Origin of the sequence: Chloroflexus islandicus, assembly GCF_001650695.1 — a bacterium.
GTDB classification, from domain to species: domain Bacteria; phylum Chloroflexota; class Chloroflexia; order Chloroflexales; family Chloroflexaceae; genus Chloroflexus; species Chloroflexus islandicus.
The window spans coordinates 142,986-163,243 of sequence record NZ_LWQS01000049.1 but is presented as its reverse complement, the minus strand read 5'-3'; the positions used below and the strand labels follow the sequence as shown (position 1 = coordinate 163,243).

Below are 20,258 nucleotides of genomic sequence, written 5' to 3'. Positions count from 1 at the left end.
CGCTAACGCGCTAACACGCGCCAAAAAGCGCCAACCATGACCATCCGGCCAAGCATCGTCAGCACAAAGAGCATCGCCAACCCGCTCACGGCCAGCGGCCCCACGGCAATGGTGACACCGGTCATCGCTTGGCCGATGGCGCCGCCGGCTAACGAGGCCAGCAGCGTACCTAAGCCGGTGAGCAGGCTGAAGATTGCCATCGCCGCACCTCGCTGCTCTACCGGCGCCCGCCCCATCAAGAGGTTGCCTAACCCTTGATTCACCCCCGGCCAGAAGACGCCAGAGAAGATTGAGGTCAACCACAGCGGCACAATATTGTCGGGGGTTGAGAGGATCCAACCCAAGGGCAGCGGTATTGTTCCCATAACGCACGCTGTGACCACCAACCGGTAGCCGTAGCGATCCATCAGCCAGCCGACCAGCGGTGAAAAGAAGAGAGCGACCGCATTGGTCACCACACCAGTGAGCGCCAGCAGCGAGAAATCGAGCCGTAGCGCCGTGAGACCGTGGGCGTTAAAGAAGGGGGCGGCAATGCCGGTGACTAAGGCCCAGCCAGTTGCCAATACGGTAAAATTCCGGAAGCTGGCATCGCGCAACGGATCAAACAGAAACGCGCTCACGCCGTTCCACGGGCGCGGGGTGATGGGTGGTTCAGGTTGGCGCGCAATCAGCAGTGCCGCGCCAAACGCAGCCAATACCGCCACGCCAAAGATGACGGCGTAGCCCTGCGCTGTAGCGCCATCGGCGCGAAACCGGTCGAGGACGAGACCGGCAACGTAGACGCTGACCATGGCGCTGATCCCGGCTACTGTGTTGCGGATGCCAAAATAGCTACCGCGCCGGTTGGGCGGCACCAGATCGCTCATCCAGCTCATCCACGCATTGCCGGCCATACCGTTGAGACCGTAGGAAAAGCCAAGAGCGATGAAAAAGACCGTTAATTGCCATGCTGACGGCCAACCGGTAAACGGCAAGCAGAGCAGAAATGCCCAGACCAGCCGGCCAGCCAGCGCTGAATAGAGCACAATCGCGCGCCGATTGGCGAAACGCGCTTCGAGGTAGGCGCTGAGAAATTGAAAGAGCTGGCCAATAAACGGCAACGCCCCCAACAAGCCGATCTGGAAGTTATTGGCGCCGAGCAAGAGGGCAAACCCGCTCAGGAAGACGCTGCCGCCAATGGCGCCAGTGATACTGATGTGAATGTTGGCAATCGCCCCTTCCCAAATGGAGATCATCAGACCGCGCTGCACTTCCGATGGCAATAACGGGCGCGGGGTAGAGGGGGCGGGGGCGGTGTGTTCGGTCGTTGCGGCGGCTGGGCCGGCAACATTGGTGTGGCTGGTCATCGTAACAACCTCTTAGAAACACGGTCGGAATGCGAACCAGAAACGGGCAAGCCAGTATGCTATAATCGGCTAGCATGTCTTTGCGCTATAGACAGGGATTAGCGCCGGGAGAAATGGAATTATGAATATCGTCGATCTCCTCTTCGTTGTGCTCTTCTTCGGCGCGCTGGCGGTAGGCTTTTTTCAGGGCACCGTGCGGCTGCTATTGATCATCCTCTCGTTTTATCTCAGCACCGTACTGGCCAGCTTGTACTACCAGAGTCTGGCTGATATCTTCGTGCGCGAACTGGGCGGGCAACGTTTCGTCAGCCAATATGTCGCCTTTGCGCTGATTCACCTGCTCTGCTTTATCGTGCTCACCTTCGTCGGCATCTACACCTTCCGCTATGTGCATACCCCGCACCATTTGGAAATGATCGACCGCATCGTCGGCACCGCGCTTGGCCTGATCATCGGCGGGATGATACTGGGTCTGACCGCCGTGCTGCTCTGGAACCTCTTCATCGTGCGCGGGTTTGCCGAAATTGATTACCCAATTACGCGCTGGCTCGGCGGTCAAATCGGCACCTCGCTGATGTTACGGTTCTTTGCGAATGCCGTCTTGCCCAGCCTGTACGAGATTGTTGATCCGGTGTTGCCCGATGCGGCGCGGATCATCTTTCAAGTGCAGTAATCAACCTTGCGGCTGATGGCGCGATCGCAGCGCTAATGGTAGGCTAAACGCAGGAACGGCTGGGTTCAACGGTACGAGTATGTCGATCCCGGAATCATCGCTGCATACGCTTGAATTTGACGCGATCCGCGACCGCTTAGCGCACTATACCGCGTTTTCGGCCTCGCGTGAACTGGCCTTAAGTCTGACTCCGGCCACCGATCTGGCCGAGGTGCGCCGGCGGCAGGCGCTGACCGCCGAGGCGCGGTTACTGCTGGAAGAGTGGCCGGAAGTGAGCATCGGCGGGGCGCGCGATGTGCGCCGGGCAGTGCAGCATGCTGCGCGTGGCGGTATCCTCGATGGCGCTACCCTGCGCGAAATTGCCGCCACCTTGCAGAGCGCGGCGCTGTTGCGCCAGCGCCTCAGCCGGCTTGACCCGCGCTTTCCGCATCTGATTGATCTTGGCAACACGTTGCCGGCGTTGCCGCAGGTGGTCGAAGCGATCGAGCGGGCGATCGGCGATGATGGGCAGGTGCTCGATAGCGCCAGCCCTACGCTGGCCCGCTTGCGCCACGAAGTGCGGGTGGCCTTCAACCGTCTGCACGAGCGTTTGCAGAGCATGATCCATTCCAGCGCGCTGGCCAATGCCCTCCAAGAGCCGATTGTCACGGTGCGCAACGGGCGGTACGTCATCCCGGTCAAGGCCAGCCACCGGCGCGAAGTGCGCGGGTTGGTACATGATCAGTCCGGTTCCGGGGCGACGCTCTATATCGAGCCGATGGCGGTGGTTGAGCTGAATAACCGCTGGCGCGAGTTGCAATCGGCGGAAGCGGAAGAGGTGCAGCGCATCTTGAGCGCGATTTCAGAGCAGGTTGGCGCAGCGGCGAGTACGATTATCAGCGCCGTCACTACCCTCGCTGCGCTCGATCTGGCGTTCGCGCTGGCCCGCTATGCGATTGCCACCCGCAGTATCGCGCCGGAGATCGTCGAATGGCGGCCCGATGATCCGCCCCCCGCCGAGCCGCCCTTCCGGTTGACCCGCGCTCGCCACCCGCTCTTGCCCGCTGAAACGGTGGTGCCGATCGATTTGTGGCTTGGCGGCGAGTTTTCGATCCTCTTGATCACCGGCCCAAACACCGGCGGCAAGACGGTGGCGCTCAAGACAGCCGGCCTGTTGGCGCTGATGGCCCAAGCCGGCATGCAAATCCCCGCCGATCAACCCTCGCGCCTGCCAGTCTTTCAGCATATCTTCGCCGACATTGGCGACGAGCAGAGCATCGAACAGAGCCTGAGCACCTTCTCGTCGCACATGGCAAATATCATTCGCGTATTGCAGACGCTCGACGCAGCGCAACAAGCGCCGCCGGCGCCCGACGAGCAGGGTCTGTTCGATTATCGCCGTCCAGCGGCGCTGGTCTTGTTCGACGAGCTGGGGGCGGGTACCGATCCGGTCGAAGGCGCAGCGCTGGCGCGAGCGATCATTGGCCGGCTGTTGGAGTTGGGCGTGCTGGCGATTGCGACGACCCACTACGCCGAATTGAAGGCGTTTGCTTACACCACGCCGGGGGTGCAGAACGCTTCGGTCGAGTTTGATGTCGAAACGCTAGCCCCCACCTACCGGTTGAGCATCGGCATTCCCGGTCGCTCGAACGCGCTGGCGATCGCGGCCCGGCTGGGGCTTGACCCGGCGCTGATCGAGCAGGCGCGCTCGTTCATTGACCGCAAAGAGGCGCAGGTCGAAGACCTGCTGGCCGGCATCCAACGCGAGCGCAACGCTGCCGCGGCGGCGTTGCAACGCGCCGAAGAGCTGCGCGCCGACGCCGAGAAGTACCGTGACCGGCTGGCCGCCGAGCAGCAGGCGTTTGCCGCCGAACGTGAGGCGGCATTGGCCGCGGCCCGCCAAGAGATCGAGGCCGAACTGCGCGAGGCGCGCCAGCAATTGCGCCGGCTGCGCGAAGAATTCCGCTCGGTCAACATCTCGCGCCAATGGCTGGAAGAAGCGGAAAAGCGGTTGGCCGCCGCCGCCGAACAATCCCAACAAGCCGCCGAGAAGCTGCGCCAGAAGCATGCTCCGGCTGCGCCGCCGCCCCCCGCCGAGCGCCCGCTGCAAGTCGGGGACACGGTGCATGTCGCGTCGATCGGCCTCAACGGCGAGATTGTCGCCATCGATGAGGAAGACGGTACGGCCACCGTGCAAGTGGGTGGCTTCCGCATGACGGTCAAACTCAGCGAACTCAAGCGCACCAAAGCGCAGGCCAGCGACGAACGGCGCTACACCCCGCCTGAACGCAGCGTCAACCTGCCCAGCGCCCCCGACGTTTCAATGACCTTCGACATGCGCGGCTGGCGCGCCGCCGAGGTCAGCGACCGGCTCGACCGCTACCTCAACGATGCCTATCTGGCCGGTTTGCACCAAGTGCGCCTCATCCACGGCAAAGGCACCGGCGCGTTGCGCCAAGTCGTGCGTGATGTGCTGGCTACCCACCCGCTGGTGGCTTCGTTTAGCAGCGGCGGGCGCGACGGCGGCGAGGGGGTGACGATTGCTACGCTGATTGAGCGGTGAATCGAGCGACCGGTTCTTCAGAACATGGCGTTGTGATGCGCCGTTTCGCCCTCACCCCCAGCCCCGCTCTCGCGCTAATGGGAGCGGGGTGGACAGAACATCTGATTCATAACCCGGCCCTGAAGGGCCGGGCTAGGGGTACGAAGCCCGCTGCGCGGGCTGCTGACCCTCACCCCCTGCCCCTCTCCCACTGGCGTGGGAGAGGGGAGCGTAGAACCGAGCGTTGAGACATCGCACTGCGATCAACGGTTGTGATCGATCAGATCGCCGGTTGTCATTGCTTCGCCGCGTGGGGCATCGCGGTGCGATGCCCCACGCGGCGAAGCAATCCCCCGCGAGCACGGGAGCCATCACTGCACGCACTCATTCCGCCGCAGCGGGAGATTGCTGCGGGGGCTGCGCCCCCTCGCAAGGACAACCGATCAGTTCCTGCCATAGCGAGCCGCCCACGGCGGCGCAGCAAGCGCCCCCTCAATGCGCCTGCGCTGCTGTGCAGCCTAGCAAGAAGACGCGGCTCAACGATCGGAGGGGGCATCACGTGGGCGAGATAACTCCCGCCCGGTACGGGAACGATCCAGCGAAACGGGAGGAAATACGGGCATGGATTGACACGGATCAGCGTACATCCGTCGCACCCGTGCCAATCCGTGTCCCATGCATGTGATGATACAATACCCCTCAGCACTCTTACACCCGCCAAGGAACACGTATGAGCGAACCAACCATTCTGGAACAGATTCTGGCCCATAAACGGATCGAAGTGAGCCGCCAGCAAGCGAAAATCCCGCTGGCGGCCCTGCAAGACAAGATTCAGCGGATGCCGCCGGTGCGCGATTTTGCCGCTGCGCTGCGCCGCTCGCCGGCCACCGCGCTGATCGCCGAAGTGAAGAAAGCCTCACCGAGCCGCGGCGTGTTACTGGCCAATTTCGACCATCTGGCCCTTGCCCGTACCTATGTTGCCAACGGTGCTGCGGCCATCTCGGTCTTGACCGACCAGCGCTTTTTTCAGGGCAGCCTGACCTATCTGGCCGGCATTCGCGCCTTGCCGGAGGTGCAAGCCGCTGGCACGCCTCTGTTGCGCAAAGACTTCCTCATTGACCCGTATCAAGTGTACGAGGCGCGCGCGTATGGCGCCGATGCCGTCTTGCTGATTGTCGCCGCGCTCGATGATGCCACCTTGAGCGAGCTCTTTGCGTTGACCTACGAACTTGGCATGCATGCGTTGATCGAAGTGCATACCGTCGCCGAATTGGAACGGGCGCTGCGCCTGAACCCGCCGATCATCGGCGTCAACAATCGCGACTTGCACCGTTTTGTCACCGACCGCACCACCACCAAAGCCATTGCCGATCACCTGCCGGTTGGGCCGCAGCGTCCGGTGCTGGTCAGCGAGAGCGGCATCTTTACGCCGGAACATGTCGCCGAAGTCCGCGGGTATGGCGCAGACGCGATCTTGGTCGGCGAGGCCTTGGTGACGGCCCCCGACATCGGTGGGCAGGTACACGCATTAGCGACGGCGTAAGCTTGCGGTGCATTCGGCCCAGCGCTATCCGGCCCGCAGCGTCCGCAGCGATTGTTGCACCTGTGAAGGCTGTCTGCTTACGCATTGGTAATACCAGTGCATACCATGATAAGTGACATGCCAAGTTACCAGACGCGGAGCGCGATTGTTGACGACAAGGAGTGCTTACTGTGCGACAGTGCCCTAGCTGCGGTCATACCATCACCGGCGCTGAACGGTTCTGCCCGGCCTGCGGCCAAGCGTTGGCGCAAGCAGTCTGGCAACCAGCGCCGGCCATCGACGCCACCCTGCCGATAGCGCCGGCCCGCAACAGCCGGTTGGCGATTGCCAGCCTGATCTGCGGCATCACGACGTGGATCCTCTTCTTCATTCCGCTCTTGCTTGCCGTGCCGGCGATCATCTGTGGCCATCTCGGCCAGAGCGCCGTCAAGCGCGGTAATGGCGAACTGACCGGCGGCGGGTTGGCCCGGTTCGGATTGGCGCTGGGTTATGCCCACGTGGCCTTGACGGTCGTGGCGTTGTGTGTGGCAGTAGTGGTAATGGCGGTGGGGGTGTGACGTTATCTTAGAGGAGATTGGCATGAGTGCAGTTGAGCACGCACCAGATCAACCGGAAGGAAAGAAGCGCGGATTATCGCCAATTTATCTCAACGATATCTTTGGCAATCCTGCGATTGTCTACCCGCGCCAGCGCCAGCGCAAACGCATCGTTTTCGGCTGGTATGGCGGCAAGTTCAATCACCTTGACTGGTTATTACCGTTATTGCCGGCATGCCACCACTATTGTGAGCCGTTTGGCGGCTCGGCGGCTGTGTTGCTCAATCGCGATCCAGCGCCGGTGGAAACCTATAATGACATTGATGGCGATGTAGTTAATTTCTTTCGTGTGCTGCGCGATCACTACGAAGAACTTACGCGGGCCATTGCGCTCACCCCGTTTTCGCGCGAAGAGTTTTATCTCGCGATTTATGGCGATGATCACGACCTTTCTGACCTTGAACGCGCCCGGCGGTTTTTCGTGCGCGCGCGGCAGGCCCGCACCGGTTTGGCGCAGACGGCCACTCTTGGCCGGTGGGCCAACTGCAAACAAACGAGCCGGGCAGGCATGTCAGGCGTCGTATCGCGTTGGTTAGGGAGTATTGAAGGTCTCGCAGATATTGCTGAACGTCTGTTGCGGGTGCAGATCGAAAACAGACCAGCTATCGATGTTATCCAATTGTATGATGATCCGGATACCCTCTTTTATTGCGATCCGCCGTATGTGCATGCGAGTCGTGGCGACAATAACGCCTATAGCTTTGAAATGGATGAACAAGCGCATCGCGAATTAGCCCGCGTTCTGCACCAATGCCGGGGGAAAGTCGCCATTTCCGGTTATCGTTGCGAGCTGATGGATCAACTGTACCGCGACTGGCGACGCTACGACGCGCCATTGAAGCAGTGCCACTCGGTCAAGCAAGTTCGCCAAGAATCGGTTTGGATGAATTACTGAAGAGCAGGTCTATGAACATTGATGATTATCAACAAGCAGCACAACAGCTTGAGCAGATGTTCAGATCAGCCGAAGAGCTTTATCTTCAACAGCGTACACCTTATGTCAATCCATCCCTGATCCCAATTGCGGATGATTTATTCAAGTCACCAACAAAGTCGTACCGTGAAGCATTGCTCGGCTGCGGCTTGGCAAAGCTCCTGAACCCAGCGATTAACATTCGCCATCCCTATATGAACCATGGGGATGATGCGTTCAATGGTCGCACAATGGATGAAAAAGTCATTAATCCATTCTTGCGCACGCGGCATATTCCAGCCTCCAAAGGGCCATATCTAGCCACATTTCGCCGGAGCGTCAAATTTGTGGCTGAAACTGCTCAGGGTTTACGTGATAAGAAAGGGTATCAAGCGTTTTTATCCTACCTCGAAGCTTTCGAGAAAGCAACCGGCACAGAAGAGGTTAAAAATCTTCTTTTGTACCTCCTTTATCGTTTCGTTCAGTTACGAGAAGAACATAACATTCAGCTCATGCGAGTCAACCGATTAAGTCTTGATCAGATTGACAGCGTGATCGGCATCTTATTGCAAACACGGAGTGGTGGATACATTCCGGTGCTACTCACCGTAGCTATGTTGGAAACACTTAATCACAGATTTAATCTTGAATGGACTATTGATTGGCAAGACATTAACGTGTCAGATCGCGCTGCTAACGTGGCTGGCGATATCACCGTGCGCCAGAATGAACAGGCTATCTTGGTGCTAGAGGTGACAGAACGACCTTTAGAATCACAAAGAGTAAGAGATGCCTTTGAGACAAAAATGTCAATCCATCAAATTAGCGACTATCTCTTTATCGTAACCGTTTCCTCAATCGATGAATCAGTTCAAAAAGAAGTCGTAAAATACTTTCGCCAGAATTATGATATCAATATTCTTGAATTACGAACTTGGATACGCCATCTCCTGAGCATCACTGGCGCAGCAGGACGGCAAATGTTTGTTGACAAATTCATCGAATTAATAGACAGGAATAACATTGCTTCTGTTATCAAAACCACTTGGAATGCAGCCATTAAACAAATGCTAGAGCAATAATCACTCACATGCACCCTATAAACACCCCTCCCCCCGCGTGAGCGAGGGGAGGGGTTGGCGGGGAGGGGCTGGGAGAGCATTAGCCGACTTCCGGCACGATCACCCCGTAATTGCCATCGCGCCGGCGGTAGAGGACGCTGATCTGCATCGTCTCAGCGTTCTGGAAGATAAAGAAATTGTGGCCGAGCAGCTCCATCTGCTCGATCGCATCATCAACGAACATCGGGCGCAAGCGGAAGGTCTTGGTGCGGATCACCTTCGCCTCTGGTTCCGGCTCGGCAGGCGCCGCCACCGCCTCGGCCTCCGCCTCGGCAATCGCCACCTCTTCGGCGGGGGTAAACCCATTCGTTGCCCGCCGCAGCTCGCGGCTGCGCCGCCAATATTTCTCTTTATAGCGCGAAATCTGGCGCTGCAACACCTCCTGCACTTCATCGATGGCGGCATAGAGGTCGGATGCGCGCTCTTCGGCGCGCAGGATCACGCCGTGCTCGGCAACCAGCGTCGTCTGCACCCGATAGATTTCACCGGCATTCCGCTGTTGTTCATGTTGGATTTCGACGGCGATGCTGGTAATGCCATTAAGATAACGCCCCAATTTGGCGAGTTTCTCTTCGATGTGCTCGCGTTGACGCTCTGAGATCTTGCCGTTCCGGCTCTTGATGGTGAGTTCCATCGCATTCCTCCATCCGCTGTTGCCAACCCGTCATTGGGTGGCCGGGCGATAAAAACAACCCGGCCCCCGCCTTCAGCGCGGCGAGGACCGAGCTATTTCTCAAAAGGCCATCAGTTGCGGAGCATTGCGGCTGACCAAAGGGGTCATAAAGCCTCACTCCTGAATGGGTGCTACTCCTGCGTAGCACGCGCTGAACAGCTTTGCCAGTATTCTACTACGCCGCCAGCCGTCTCGCAAGATAGGAAGAGTGAGAAACTGTTCACCATGCGTAATAACCAATCCGCTCCATTGCGATTGGTGATACGGCATCGCCGTTACACCGCCAACTCCATCCCTTCCGCTGCCGCTTCCACTTGTAGCGGGCTATCGTGAGCTGCGAGCTCGGCGCGCAGACGGACGACAATCGCATCCAGTTCATCGTCGGTGCGATTTGGGGCATGGTGAAACAGCAATAACCGCTCAACGCCGGCAGCTTGGGCAACTTCGACGGCGTCTTCGATCCGGCTATGGCCGTAGTCTTCGACCTGCTCGGTGCGCAGATAGGGAGCGCTATGGATCAGCACATGCGCATTGCGCGCGAAGGCGATCGCCTCCTCACGAATGCCATCTTCGCCGTAGCGTACATCGGTAATATAGACCAGCACCCGGCCCTCTTCTTCCAGCCGATAGGCCCAGATTGGCGAATGCTGGCGACGCGAGAGGGGCAGGGCGCGCACCAGCAAGCGACCGATCGTAAACGGCTCGGTTGAGATGGTCGTAAACCGGTGCGTCGCGCCAATATGGGCCAACCCGTACACCGGTGAATAGACCGGCGAGAGCATACCATCGTACACCATCTGCAACGAGCCGCGCGTGCTATCGGGGCCATAGATATCGAGGCGATTGCCGGGGATATGCACTACGCCGGGGAAGGGCAAACCGAGAATATGATCCCAATAGGTATGGCTAATCAACAGCGTCAACGTGCCGCGACCACGGCCAAACTCGCCTTGCATCAATTCATCGCCCAACATACAGAAGCCGGTGCCGGTATCAAGCACCACCAGTTCGCCATGTTCACCGATGACGGCAGTGCAGCAGGTATTGCCACCGTACCGCAACATAGCGGCATGCGGCGTCGGCACATAGCCGCGTACCCCCCAAAACTGCACCTTCATGGCTTCCTCCACAACTCCATACCCTCAAAGGCTGCCGTCACCAGCAATCCCGGCGCAGCGAGCGCTTGCTGTTCGGCCACAATCCGATCCAGTTCCTCATCGGTACGGTGAGGATCGTGGTGAAACAAGATCAACTGGCGCACCTGCGCCTCTTCAGCGATTTCACGGGCTTGGGTTGCGCTGCTGTGCCCCCAATGCGGAAAGCGCGCGTATTGGGCATCGGTGAATTGGGCATCGTAAATGAGCCAATCAGCGCGGTAGGCCAATTCAAGGATGGCCGCTTTCATCGCCGCCAATTCGCGCAATTCGCTTTGGCTGCGCGCCGTGGGTTGGCCAGTCCACTCAATCCGCTCCTCACCGAAGAGCACCGTATGGAAGGGTCCGGTATCGGGAATAAAGGTCAGCACGCCATCAGGCGTTTCGAGCCGGTAAGCGAGCGCACGGTACGGATGGTTAGCCAGCGCCGTGCGCACCTGCACCGGCCCCAATTCAAAGCAATGACCGGCGCCAATTTCAAAAAAGTTAATCTGCGCACGCAAATCATCCATATTGAGCGGCAAGAGCGGATCGCTCAACGCGCCGGCCAAAGTCGTCCGCAGACTCGACTGGGTACGCGCCAAACCATAAATGTCGAGTTTCAAATCTGGATCAAATAGGGGTGCAAAGAATGGGAAACCTATGATATGATCCCAATGGGTATGGGTAATTAAGAGATCGAGCTGCCGTGGCGCCTGCGCTTGCGCAAGTGAATCGCCTAACATGCGCAGGCCAGTGCCGGCGTCGAGAATTATATGGCGCCCTTCCGCCACTACCTCCACACAGGTAGTATTCCCACCATACCGCAGCATACTGGCGTGGGCAACTGGATACGAGCCGCGCGTGCCCCAGATACGAACTCTCATCGGTGCGCCCGTGTAGGTTGTCGTACAATGAAACGCTGCTGCGCAACGTGATTGCAGCTCTGCATTTCACAGTTTACAGCATAAACGTAGTTTGTGAATGCTTTTTAGATGATCATTTTACCGGTCAAGCGCGCAATCAGAAAGGTGAGGTTATGGCTCGGTTTCGGGTTGGCGTCCAACTCCATCCACAGCATACCACGTGGGAGTCGTACCGTGATGCTGTGCGTTATGCCGAAGCGATCGGCTGCGACACGATCTGGAATTGGGATCACTTCTTTCCGCTCTACGGCCCGCCAGATGGCCCGCACTTCGAGGGGTGGACGCTCTTGACTGCGATGGCGACCATCACCCAGCGCGCCGAGATCGGCTGTTTGGTGACGTGCAACAGCTATCGTAATCCGGCGCTGCTCTCGAATATGGCCAAGACGGTGGATCATATCAGCGGGGGGCGGCTGATCCTTGGGCTAGGCGCCGGCTGGTTTGAACGTGATTATACCGAATTTGGCTACACTTTCGGCACTGCCGCCGATCGCTTGCGCGCGTTGCGTGAATCATTGCCGATCATCAAAGCGCGCTGGGAGGTCGATCAGCCGCCGCCACTGCGCCGCATCCCGATCTTGATCGGTGGCGGCGGTGAAAAAGTCACCCTGCGGATCACCGCCGAGCACGCCGATATCTGGCACGGTTTCGGGCCGGTCGAAAACTTCAAGCGCAAGAATGAGATTCTCGACCAGTGGTGCGCTCAGGTAGGCCGTGATCCAGCCACGATCGAGCGCAGCGTCTCGCCGCGGGCAGGCGAGCCGATTGAGCCATACCTTGAAGCCGGCGCAACGCATATCATTATCGGTCTGGGTGAGCCGTGGAACTTCGCGCCGGTAGAGGAGCTGCTCAAGCTGCGCGGTTAACCGGCGACGCTCAGGCGCACCGAGAGGACGGGGCAGCAGACCAAGCACTCGCCCCCGGTGCGCCTTGGCGCAGAGCGTTCACCGCAACGTCGCATACCATTCGGTATAAAGTTCTTGAAAACTCTTGCCGTAGATCCCGCGGTAATTGGCCGAACCGGGAGCGCGCCCGCGACCATTGGCATACAATTCGTTGAACTTATCCCAGCCGTAGGTACGGGCCAGATAGTCAACAAACCCGGCCCACATCTCATAGGCCGCCATCGAATCGGCGCTGCTCGCTAAGGCCGCTAGATTGCCGCGATAACCGGCTTGGTACAGCTCGCGCGCGCGGGCTTGAAACGACGGCGAATCGGACAAGCTCAGCCAATATTCGCCTGAAATCCACGTCGCTAACCCTTCCAACAAGACCAGATCAGAGCGGCCCTGCTCTTCGCGACCATACGCTTCGGCCTGCAAGGCATGGGCGAGCTCGTGGGTGGCGATCACTAATGCCTTGTAGGTATCGTCGTTGGGGCCATAGAACAGGCGAATATTCGTGCGATCGTGGGTGTAGGCAATACCGCGCGTATCGCTCGTCGGGGCTAAGGCCGGATTGTAAAATCCAATCGAGACGCGATCAGTCAGTTGGACATCAAACCGGCGTTGCAAATAGCCAAGCGCGTACTCGATCTTGACCGCCAAGTCACGCACCTGATCGGCGCTAAACGTGCCCCGGCCAACGTAGAAATCGATCCGGCGTCCAGCATACACAAATTCACCGGGCAAGACCGGGCCGCGACCGGGCAGGAAGCTAGTTGGCGCAGTTTTGACATCGAACGACTCGAGAAACTCGCGCCGGGCAAGGGTAGGAGTCAAGGTCGGTTCGGGGATCGGCGATGGCGAAGGTGTTGCAGTAGGGAGCAGTTCTACCGTTGGCGTCTCGATCGGCGGGAGATCAGCCAGCCTCGGCGCCGGCGGTGGGGCAGGCGGTGTCGCCGCCATCAAGACCACCAGCAGCAACAAGGCTAGTACGGGCAGGAGCGCAAGCAGAGCGCGGTGCGGACGGTTCACGCGATCTCTCTCCTGTGTCGCGCAACGGGGCGCTGAGAGCCATGTATCGCCATCAGTCGCCATCTTATACCATCACATGCGCGCAACTGTCAAGCGGATAGAACATCTGCTCCAGAACCCGGCCCTGAAGGGCCGGGCTAGGGGTACGAAGCCCGCTGCGCGGGCTGCTGGCCCTCGCCCCCTGCCCTTTCGGGGGTAGGTTTACCGCAGAGGACGCAGAGGACGCGGAGGGTGGTGTTAGCTCTCGGCGCGCACGGCAGACATCTGCCCTAGCCCTGCTGTCGAAGAGCCATGAAGAGACACAAACGGCACAACATAGCACGTGTTTGTGCGTTTTGTGTCTTTTTGTGGCTATTCCACCCGCTGCGCGGGCTGCTGGCCCTCGCCCCCTGCCCCGCTCCCACTAGCGCGGGAGAGGGGAGGGCAGCACCGGGCGTTGAGGCATTGCCCAGCGATCAACGGTTGCACGCGACCACATGTTCTGTCCGCTCCTCTAGCCGCACGGCAGGGGCCGTCATCATTGGGTGGTATTCTATCGATTGGGAGCCGCACCACCGTGCGGCGCGACAGTGATCGTTGTTATTCGGCTGGGGAAATTTCGATCCACGCCCGTTCGACGCCACGCACATTCATGAAAAAATCGAACATCGCCTTCATCAGGCCATACTTATCATCAAGGGCCTCACGCGCCACCTTGGCCTCTTCAGGGGGCAGAATGCGCGCCCGCGCCGGAACGGTCGGCCCCAATGGCTTACCAGCACGATCCGATGGCCCAACTTCGACCTGCGGATTGTTACGGATGCGCTTGACCTTGCCGGCATTGGCAGTGGTCATCACATACAGCTTGCCATTGCGTTCCGCAAACCAAACCGGCGTCACCACCGGCTGGCCATTTTTGCGGAATGTAATCAGGTTAGCAAATTCATGCCGGTGAAGACCAGCGAAATAGGGTGTCGTTTGCTCAGCCACAGCTTCCTCCAGAAGTAGAGACGTGCGAACCAATCGTTGGTTCTCTTAGTACTATACCCCTGATTCGGGCAAAACAGCGAGCAAGTTTGCCCATTCAGCCAATGTCACCGTTTCGGCGCGGCGTTGGGGATCAATGCCAGCAGCGCGCAGCGCCGCCACCACTTGTTCACGGGGGATAGTGACGCCTAACGCGGCTAAACCGCTCGGCAAGGCATTACCCAACTGTTTGCGGGCATGGAGGAAGCCGGCCTTAATCAACCGGAAGAGGGCATTGACATCAGCCACCGTCACCGCCGGCTGCGCGCGGCGTTGCAGGCGCACAATCGCCGAATCGACGGCGGGCGCGGGAAAGAAGCTACTGGCAGGCACGCGGGCCACGATCGCGGGTTCTGCGTAAAACTGGATCGCATGGGCCAACACACTATAATCACCGGGGCCGGCGCAGATGCGCTGGGCAACCTCCCATTGCACCAGCAACACACTGAGCTCAGGCGGGACAGGCGCTTCGAGGAAATGGCGCAGCAGCGGCGCGGTAATCGCATAGGGGATGTTGGCGACTAGTTTGTAAGGCGGCGCAGCGCCGGCACGGGCCAGCAGATCAGCCGGCGCTAGCTCAAGCACATCACCCTGCACCAACGCGAGATTGGTGCGATCGCGGAACTCGGCGGCCAAGCGTTCAGCCAACCGGCGATCCAATTCAACACTGATTACCCGGCCTGCCCGGGCCAGCAATTCCCACGTCAACACCCCCAAACCCGGCCCCACTTCGATAACGGTATCGGATGAGGTCAGCGCCGCTTCGGCAACAATGGTTGCCAGCACATGGCCATCGAGCAAAAAATTCTGGCCCATGCCACGGGTTGGGCGCAGATTGAGCGCGCGCAGTGCAGCGCGAATCCGTTGCGGATTGAGATAGGGGTTCACGACTCAACCGGCACAAAGATGGTAATGCGCGTCCCCTTGCCGGGGGTCGAATCAATCTCGGCGCGACCGCCGGCTAACCGGGCTCGCTCATCGATATTCAAGAGACCGAAACTGCCGCGCTTCTCATAGGTTTTAAGTAAAGCCGCTTTATCGAAGCCAACGCCATCATCTTCGATCACCACTTCCAGCATCTTATCTTGCAACTGCCGCAAACGCACCCAAATATGGGCGGCATTGGCGTGCTTAATCGCATTGGTGACCGATTCTTGGATCATGTTAAATAACGCGCCCTCCACCTTCGAGCCGAGACGGAGCTGATCAATATCGCTGGCTTCGAGAATGATCGCCGTCTTGCCGGCTTTGGCGCGCAACCGATCCAGATACTGTTCTAACGTCACCTTCAAGCCCTGCGTTTCGAGCATCAGCGGGCGCAGCTCAAACAGCATCGTGCGCACCTCATAATTGGTGCGCTTGGCAATCGTGCTCAACTCATCAAGTTCGGCCAACGCTTGAGCGGGATCGCGATCGAGCAGGCGTTTAATATACTCGGCCTTCATCGTGATGACGGCCATCGATTGGGCGGGGCCATCGTGCAGATCGCGCGCCAACTGGTGGCGCACCTCCTCTTCGCGCGAGAGCAATTTTTCTCGTTCTTCTTTGAGATCGAAAATCAGTTGCGCATTATGCAACGCGACGATGGCATAATTCGCTAACGCCATCAACATCTCAGTCTGATCCGTTTGCAGCATGTGATCGGTGGCGACTACAAACAGACCATAGGCGCGCATCCCTACTTGGAGGGGAATCAGGGCCGCCGAGACGCAATCACGCAGCGCGCCGATCTGTTGCAACGACGGAAACTGGGCAAAGGAAGTAATCGTCTGAGCCATATTGGCGCGCAATGCTGTCGCCAAGCCAGAATCCATCTGCACGGTGCGATTCAGATCACCCGGCGCCAGATTTGAGCCAAAGGCGACATACAGCTCATTTGGCCGGCCAGAGGAGAGCAACACCACACCGGCGCGATAGGGCACAATTTTACGGCTTTCACGCAGCAGCGTATCCAGCACCTGCCGATAATCGGCGGTTGTTCCCAACGCCAGCGCCACTTGGTAGAGCGAGCGCATCTGATCGCGGTAGGCATTGGCTTCTTGCAACGCCCGTTCAGCCTCTTGTTGGGCCTGCGCGACGCGATAGCGATTGGCTTCACTTTGGCGTTCAGCCAGATTTCCCGTCACCCACGGCACAATCGCCAGCGTCAAACCACGCAATGCCAGCGCCACATAATCGAGCATAGTCATCAAGGCTTCAGGCGCAATCAGCCGGCGCCAGCCGATAAAGGCGGCCATATACGTGACTGCTGCTAACGCGCCCGAAAGGACGCCAATGTGGAGCGGCTGCCGGATAGCAGCATAGGTCAGTGGCACCAAATAGAGCGGAAAAAAGATCACAATCCGCTCGCCGCCCAAAAAGGCCATCAGCGAAATGAAGGCAATATCAAACAGGTACGACAGGCTTACAAGGCCGGCAGCGGGCGGCACAAACGCCAACAAGGTAAAAATCAGCGCAAACCCGGCATACAGCCAAAAGATCACATCTAACGATTCTAAATCGCCATTGATCGGCCAAAGACTACCGTTGGTCAGGAATTGGGTGACAACGCCGAGCAAGATGATCATCACCCAGCGCGCCATAGCATAGAAGCGCTCGCCGCCGAGCGGGCTCCACGCCGATGTTGTGCGTTGTGATGGCGATGATTGCATTGACGATTGCGCCGAACTGGCCATAGCAGTATTCGCAAACAGAGAGGCGGCGGCACGAACCGGCGCGCCGCCGCCGTGCTGATATTACAACGACTTCAACGTCTCAAGCGTCGTCCGCACCGCCTTCGCCGAGGCGTTCAGCAGCGCCATCTCTTCTTCGTTGAGCGGCAACTCGATAATCTTCTCGACCCCGCCAGCACCCAACACCACTGGTACGCCGAAATACATATCGTTCAGACCGTATTGGCCGGTCAGATACGCCGCCACCGGCACCACCCGCTTCTTATCCTTCAAGATCGCTTCTACCATCAGAGCCGTCGAAGCAGCCGGAGCGTAGTAGGCGCTGCCAGTCTTGAGCAGGTTGACAATCTCGCCGCCACCCTTGCGCGTCCGCTCAACGATCTGAGCCAGCCGGTCAGGCGCAATGAAGTGGCTCACCGGAATACCGCCGATGGTCGAGAAGCGGGGCAAGGGCACCATCTCGTCGCCGTGGCCGCCCATGAGCATCGCCTGCACATCTTCGACCGAGACGCCAACTTCCATAGCGATAAAGGTGCGGTAGCGCGCCGCATCGAGCACGCCGGCCTGCCCCATCACCCGCTCTTTGGGGAAGCCACTCACCTCAGCCGCCAGATAGGTCATCGCGTCCAGCGGGTTGTTGACCATAATAATGAATGCGTTTGGCGAAAGCGGCGCCGCCTTGCTAATGCAATCGCGGGTAATATCGGCATTGACCTTAATCAGATCCTCGCGGCTCATGCCCGGCTTGCGCGGCGCGCCGGAGGTGACGACAATAACGTCGGAATTGGCGGTATCGGCATAATTGTTGGTGCCAATCACCCGCACATCGTACCCCTCCACCGGCGCTGCCTCATAGAGATCAAGCGCCTTGCCCTGCGGCACGCCCTCGACAATATCCAACAGCACGATGTCGCCTAGCTCTTTGGCGGCCAGCCAGTGCGCCGTCGTCGAACCGACAAACCCTGCCCCGATAATGCTAATTTTCTTGCGCATAACTGTCTCCTCACCTCTTCGCGGCGCCAGTTATGGAATGCGACGGAGTGTGTCGTTGCCATCCCTGCGCATTGTAGCATATTGCAGACTTAGTGCGTTGATGCAACCATTTGCAAATGGTTGAGAACAGACGACAGATCGGGCGGCAGGGGCGCAGTGAATTGCCGCCACTGCCCATCACGCGGGTGAAACAGGCCCAACTCGCCGGCATGCAAAAACTGGCGCGACAGGTGCAGATGCGCGCGGCGCGGCCCATAGACCGGGTCGCCAACGATCGGATAGCCGAGGTGACGCAAATGCACCCGGATCTGGTGCGTGCGACCGGTTTCGAGTTGCACTTCGAGCAAACTATAATCGCCAAAGGTCGCAATGACCCGATAGTGGGTGCGCGCCGGGCGGCCATCGCTCACCACCGCCATGCGCAATCGGTCACGCGGATCGCGGCCAATCGGCGCATCAATCGTACCCGTGGCTGGCGGACGGCCGATCACCAGCGCCTGATAGATTTTGCGCATGCGCCGCGCCTGTTGTTGTTCGACCAACGCGCGGAGGGCAGCATCGTGACGGGCAATGACTAACAAACCAGACGTGTCGCGATCGAGACGATGGACGATGCCGGGACGCACCTCGCCACCAACCGCTAAATCGGGGTAGCGGGCCAAGAGGGCGTTCACCAACGTGCCGCGCGTATGGCCCGGCGCCGGATGCACGACCATGCCGGCTGGTTTGTTGATCACGGCAATATCGGCATCTTCGTACACTACGTCAAGCGGGATCGGTTCGGCCACCAGTTCGGTCGGCACCGGCGGAGGAATCGTGACGTGAATGGCCATCCCGGCGCGTACCGGCTGGCTGGCGCGGGTAGGCCGGCCAGCGCAGAGCACCATTCCCTGCTCGATCAAGCGTTGCACTTGCGCCCGCGACAGATCAGGCAACGTCGCCGCTAGAAACCGGTCGATCCGCTCGCCGCTCACCTCAGCAGGAACGATCACTACCCGTTCATCAGCATCGAGCCATTCCATCACGCTAGCGTCGTTCATGACGGCGACTCCGAATTGCGATTGCGCGGCTCGGCGGGCAGTGATGTTTCAGGATCACGGCTCAACAACTCGCTGAGCAAACTATCATCGACCGGCTCAGGTTCGGCTGGCTCTGGTTCATCGCCAATGAAGATGATGTGAAAGGCCAATGCCGCAACGCCGAGCGAGATCGCGCTATCGGCTAGATTGAACACTGGCCACCAACCGATCTGAATAAAATCGACCACATACCCCTGCCGGATCCGGTCAAAGAGGTTGGAAATCCCGCCGCCGAAGATCAATCCAACCGCAGCCGTTACCCACCGCGACTCAGCGGGGAGGAGATGCTGATACGTATAGGCCAGCAAGATAAGCACCAAGCCGGCGCCAACCGAGAGCACGCCGCCTTGGTCGGGGAAGAGACCAAACGCAACCCCTGTATTCTCGTGATAGGCGAGCTGCACCCAATCAAAGAGCAGCGGGATCGGGCGATTGGCACGCGCCAGCACACCGCTCAACCAGACCTTGCTCAGTTGGTCGAGCAGAAAGATCGGTATTGCCACCAGAATGAGCAGCATCCAACGGGTGCGCATCGCCATCACTGTGACATCATCGCTTGCCGCACACGGCGGAGAGCGATTTCATCAAGCGCGTATTGCAACATCAAGAGAGCCGCACCAACCGTAATCGCACTATCAGCGAGATTAAAGATCGGGAACCAACCGACTTGAATAAAATCGACCACATACCCCAACCGGATCCGGTCGATCACATTGCCCAAGGCGCCGCCAAGGATCAACCCCATCGCAATCTGCACGAGCCGGCGCCGGTTCGGCAATTGCGTGATGTAGAGATAGATCGCGCCGGTGATGATCACCAACGCAACGATAGTCAACACGTCTGACTTGCCTTGAAACAGGCTAAAGGCAATCCCTGTATTATGTGAATACGCCAGCCGGATATCGTCGCCAATCAGCGGAATAAAGCGAGTCATCGTTTCAGGGCCAAGGGTAGCGACGATCCAGCGTTTTGACGCTTGATCGAGCGCAACCGCCAGCGCGGCGACGAGCAATGGCATAATCCAGCGAGCTTGCACCAGTGACTTCACTATCGCATCCCTTCTTCACGAATCCGATCTCGTTTTCTCTCATTATAACGTAGGGCGCTGGAAATGGATGGGTAATAACGTTTTGTTAACATTTTCGTAC

The 20,258-nt window shown here is 59.0% G+C and carries 19 protein-coding genes; 7 read left to right on the top strand and 12 right to left on the bottom strand.

Annotated elements, in window-relative coordinates; translation table 11 throughout:
- Positions 1–2: 2 nt before the first annotated feature.
- Entirely contained in the window at positions 3–1,346 is a 1,344-nt protein-coding gene (locus tag A6A03_RS09195; RefSeq protein WP_066786762.1) for an MFS transporter, read from the bottom strand.
- A gap of 121 nt (positions 1,347–1,467) precedes the next feature.
- Between A6A03_RS09195 and A6A03_RS09190 the strand changes: the two genes are divergently transcribed.
- The 6 genes from A6A03_RS09190 (at position 1,468) to A6A03_RS09165 (ending at position 8,674) form a co-directional block, all read left to right on the top strand.
- A complete protein-coding gene (locus A6A03_RS09190) occupies positions 1,468–2,019 on the top strand; it encodes a CvpA family protein (RefSeq protein WP_066786760.1) in 552 nt (183 codons plus the stop codon).
- Between the two features lie 79 nt (positions 2,020–2,098).
- Positions 2,099–4,561 carry an endonuclease MutS2 gene (locus A6A03_RS09185; RefSeq protein WP_066786757.1) on the top strand — a complete coding sequence of 821 codons (2,463 nt, stop codon included), beginning with the start codon at positions 2,099–2,101 and terminating at the stop codon, positions 4,559–4,561.
- Between the two features lie 709 nt (positions 4,562–5,270).
- Positions 5,271–6,083, top strand: coding sequence for an indole-3-glycerol phosphate synthase TrpC (gene trpC / locus A6A03_RS09180; RefSeq protein WP_066786754.1), 813 nt, complete (start codon positions 5,271–5,273; stop codon positions 6,081–6,083).
- A gap of 170 nt (positions 6,084–6,253) precedes the next feature.
- Complete coding sequence (locus tag A6A03_RS09175) at positions 6,254–6,640, top strand: DUF4190 domain-containing protein (protein ID WP_066786752.1); 387 nt, start codon at positions 6,254–6,256, stop codon at positions 6,638–6,640.
- 22 nt (positions 6,641–6,662) lie between these two features.
- Positions 6,663–7,574, top strand: a complete 912-nt coding sequence (locus A6A03_RS09170; protein WP_082908948.1) for a DNA adenine methylase — start codon at positions 6,663–6,665, stop codon at positions 7,572–7,574.
- 11 nt (positions 7,575–7,585) lie between these two features.
- Positions 7,586–8,674 (top strand): restriction endonuclease, SacI family, encoded by a 1,089-nt coding sequence (locus A6A03_RS09165; protein WP_066786750.1) that lies wholly within the window; start codon positions 7,586–7,588, stop codon positions 8,672–8,674.
- Positions 8,675–8,753: 79 nt separating this feature from the next.
- Here A6A03_RS09165 and hpf read toward each other — a convergent pair whose 3' ends face one another.
- The 3 genes from hpf to A6A03_RS09150 all read right to left on the bottom strand — a co-directional run bounded on the left by hpf (position 8,754) and on the right by A6A03_RS09150 (position 11,406).
- On the bottom strand, positions 8,754–9,347 hold the full coding sequence (gene hpf, locus A6A03_RS09160; RefSeq protein ID WP_066786747.1) for a ribosome hibernation-promoting factor, HPF/YfiA family: 594 nt from the start codon (positions 9,345–9,347) through the stop codon (positions 8,754–8,756).
- A gap of 314 nt (positions 9,348–9,661) precedes the next feature.
- A complete protein-coding gene (locus A6A03_RS09155) occupies positions 9,662–10,504 on the bottom strand; it encodes an MBL fold metallo-hydrolase (protein ID WP_066786745.1) in 843 nt (280 codons plus the stop codon).
- The gene (locus tag A6A03_RS09150) at positions 10,501–11,406 is read right to left on the bottom strand and encodes an MBL fold metallo-hydrolase (RefSeq protein ID WP_066786743.1); all 906 of its coding nucleotides are present in this window, start codon (positions 11,404–11,406) and stop codon (positions 10,501–10,503) included. The genes A6A03_RS09155 and A6A03_RS09150 overlap by 4 nt, the downstream gene beginning before the upstream one ends.
- A 152-nt stretch (positions 11,407–11,558) precedes the next feature.
- Between A6A03_RS09150 and A6A03_RS09145 the strand changes: the two genes are divergently transcribed.
- On the top strand, positions 11,559–12,311 hold the full coding sequence (locus tag A6A03_RS09145) for an LLM class F420-dependent oxidoreductase (protein WP_066786740.1): 753 nt from the start codon (positions 11,559–11,561) through the stop codon (positions 12,309–12,311).
- A gap of 78 nt (positions 12,312–12,389) precedes the next feature.
- On the opposite strand, the gene A6A03_RS09140 is transcribed toward A6A03_RS09145, so the two are convergent.
- The 8 genes from A6A03_RS09140 to lspA (A6A03_RS09105) all read right to left on the bottom strand — a co-directional run bounded on the left by A6A03_RS09140 (position 12,390) and on the right by lspA (A6A03_RS09105) (position 20,158).
- The gene (locus A6A03_RS09140) at positions 12,390–13,361 is read right to left on the bottom strand and encodes a hypothetical protein (protein WP_066786737.1); all 972 of its coding nucleotides are present in this window, start codon (positions 13,359–13,361) and stop codon (positions 12,390–12,392) included.
- A 579-nt stretch (positions 13,362–13,940) separates the two neighbouring features.
- On the bottom strand, positions 13,941–14,330 hold the full coding sequence (locus A6A03_RS09135) for a PPOX class F420-dependent oxidoreductase (protein WP_066786732.1): 390 nt from the start codon (positions 14,328–14,330) through the stop codon (positions 13,941–13,943).
- Positions 14,331–14,381: 51 nt separating this feature from the next.
- On the bottom strand, positions 14,382–15,254 hold the full coding sequence (gene rsmA, locus A6A03_RS09130; protein ID WP_066786730.1) for a 16S rRNA (adenine(1518)-N(6)/adenine(1519)-N(6))-dimethyltransferase RsmA: 873 nt from the start codon (positions 15,252–15,254) through the stop codon (positions 14,382–14,384).
- Positions 15,251–17,041: a sensor histidine kinase gene (locus A6A03_RS09125; RefSeq protein ID WP_066786727.1), complete on the bottom strand. Its 1,791-nt coding sequence runs from the start codon at positions 17,039–17,041 to the stop codon at positions 15,251–15,253. Before A6A03_RS09125 ends, rsmA begins: the two co-directional genes overlap by 4 nt.
- A 60-nt stretch (positions 17,042–17,101) precedes the next feature.
- Positions 17,102–18,031, bottom strand: a complete 930-nt coding sequence (gene mdh, locus A6A03_RS09120) for a malate dehydrogenase (protein ID WP_066786723.1) — start codon at positions 18,029–18,031, stop codon at positions 17,102–17,104.
- Between the two features lie 89 nt (positions 18,032–18,120).
- Entirely contained in the window at positions 18,121–19,071 is a 951-nt protein-coding gene (locus tag A6A03_RS09115) for an RluA family pseudouridine synthase (RefSeq protein WP_066786720.1), read from the bottom strand.
- On the bottom strand, positions 19,068–19,649 hold the full coding sequence (gene lspA / locus A6A03_RS09110; RefSeq protein WP_245668924.1) for a signal peptidase II: 582 nt from the start codon (positions 19,647–19,649) through the stop codon (positions 19,068–19,070). The genes A6A03_RS09115 and lspA (A6A03_RS09110) overlap by 4 nt, the downstream gene beginning before the upstream one ends.
- Positions 19,649–20,158: a signal peptidase II gene (gene lspA / locus A6A03_RS09105; RefSeq protein WP_066786714.1), complete on the bottom strand. Its 510-nt coding sequence runs from the start codon at positions 20,156–20,158 to the stop codon at positions 19,649–19,651. The genes lspA (A6A03_RS09110) and lspA (A6A03_RS09105) overlap by 1 nt, the downstream gene beginning before the upstream one ends.
- Between the last annotated feature and the right edge of the window lie 100 nt (positions 20,159–20,258).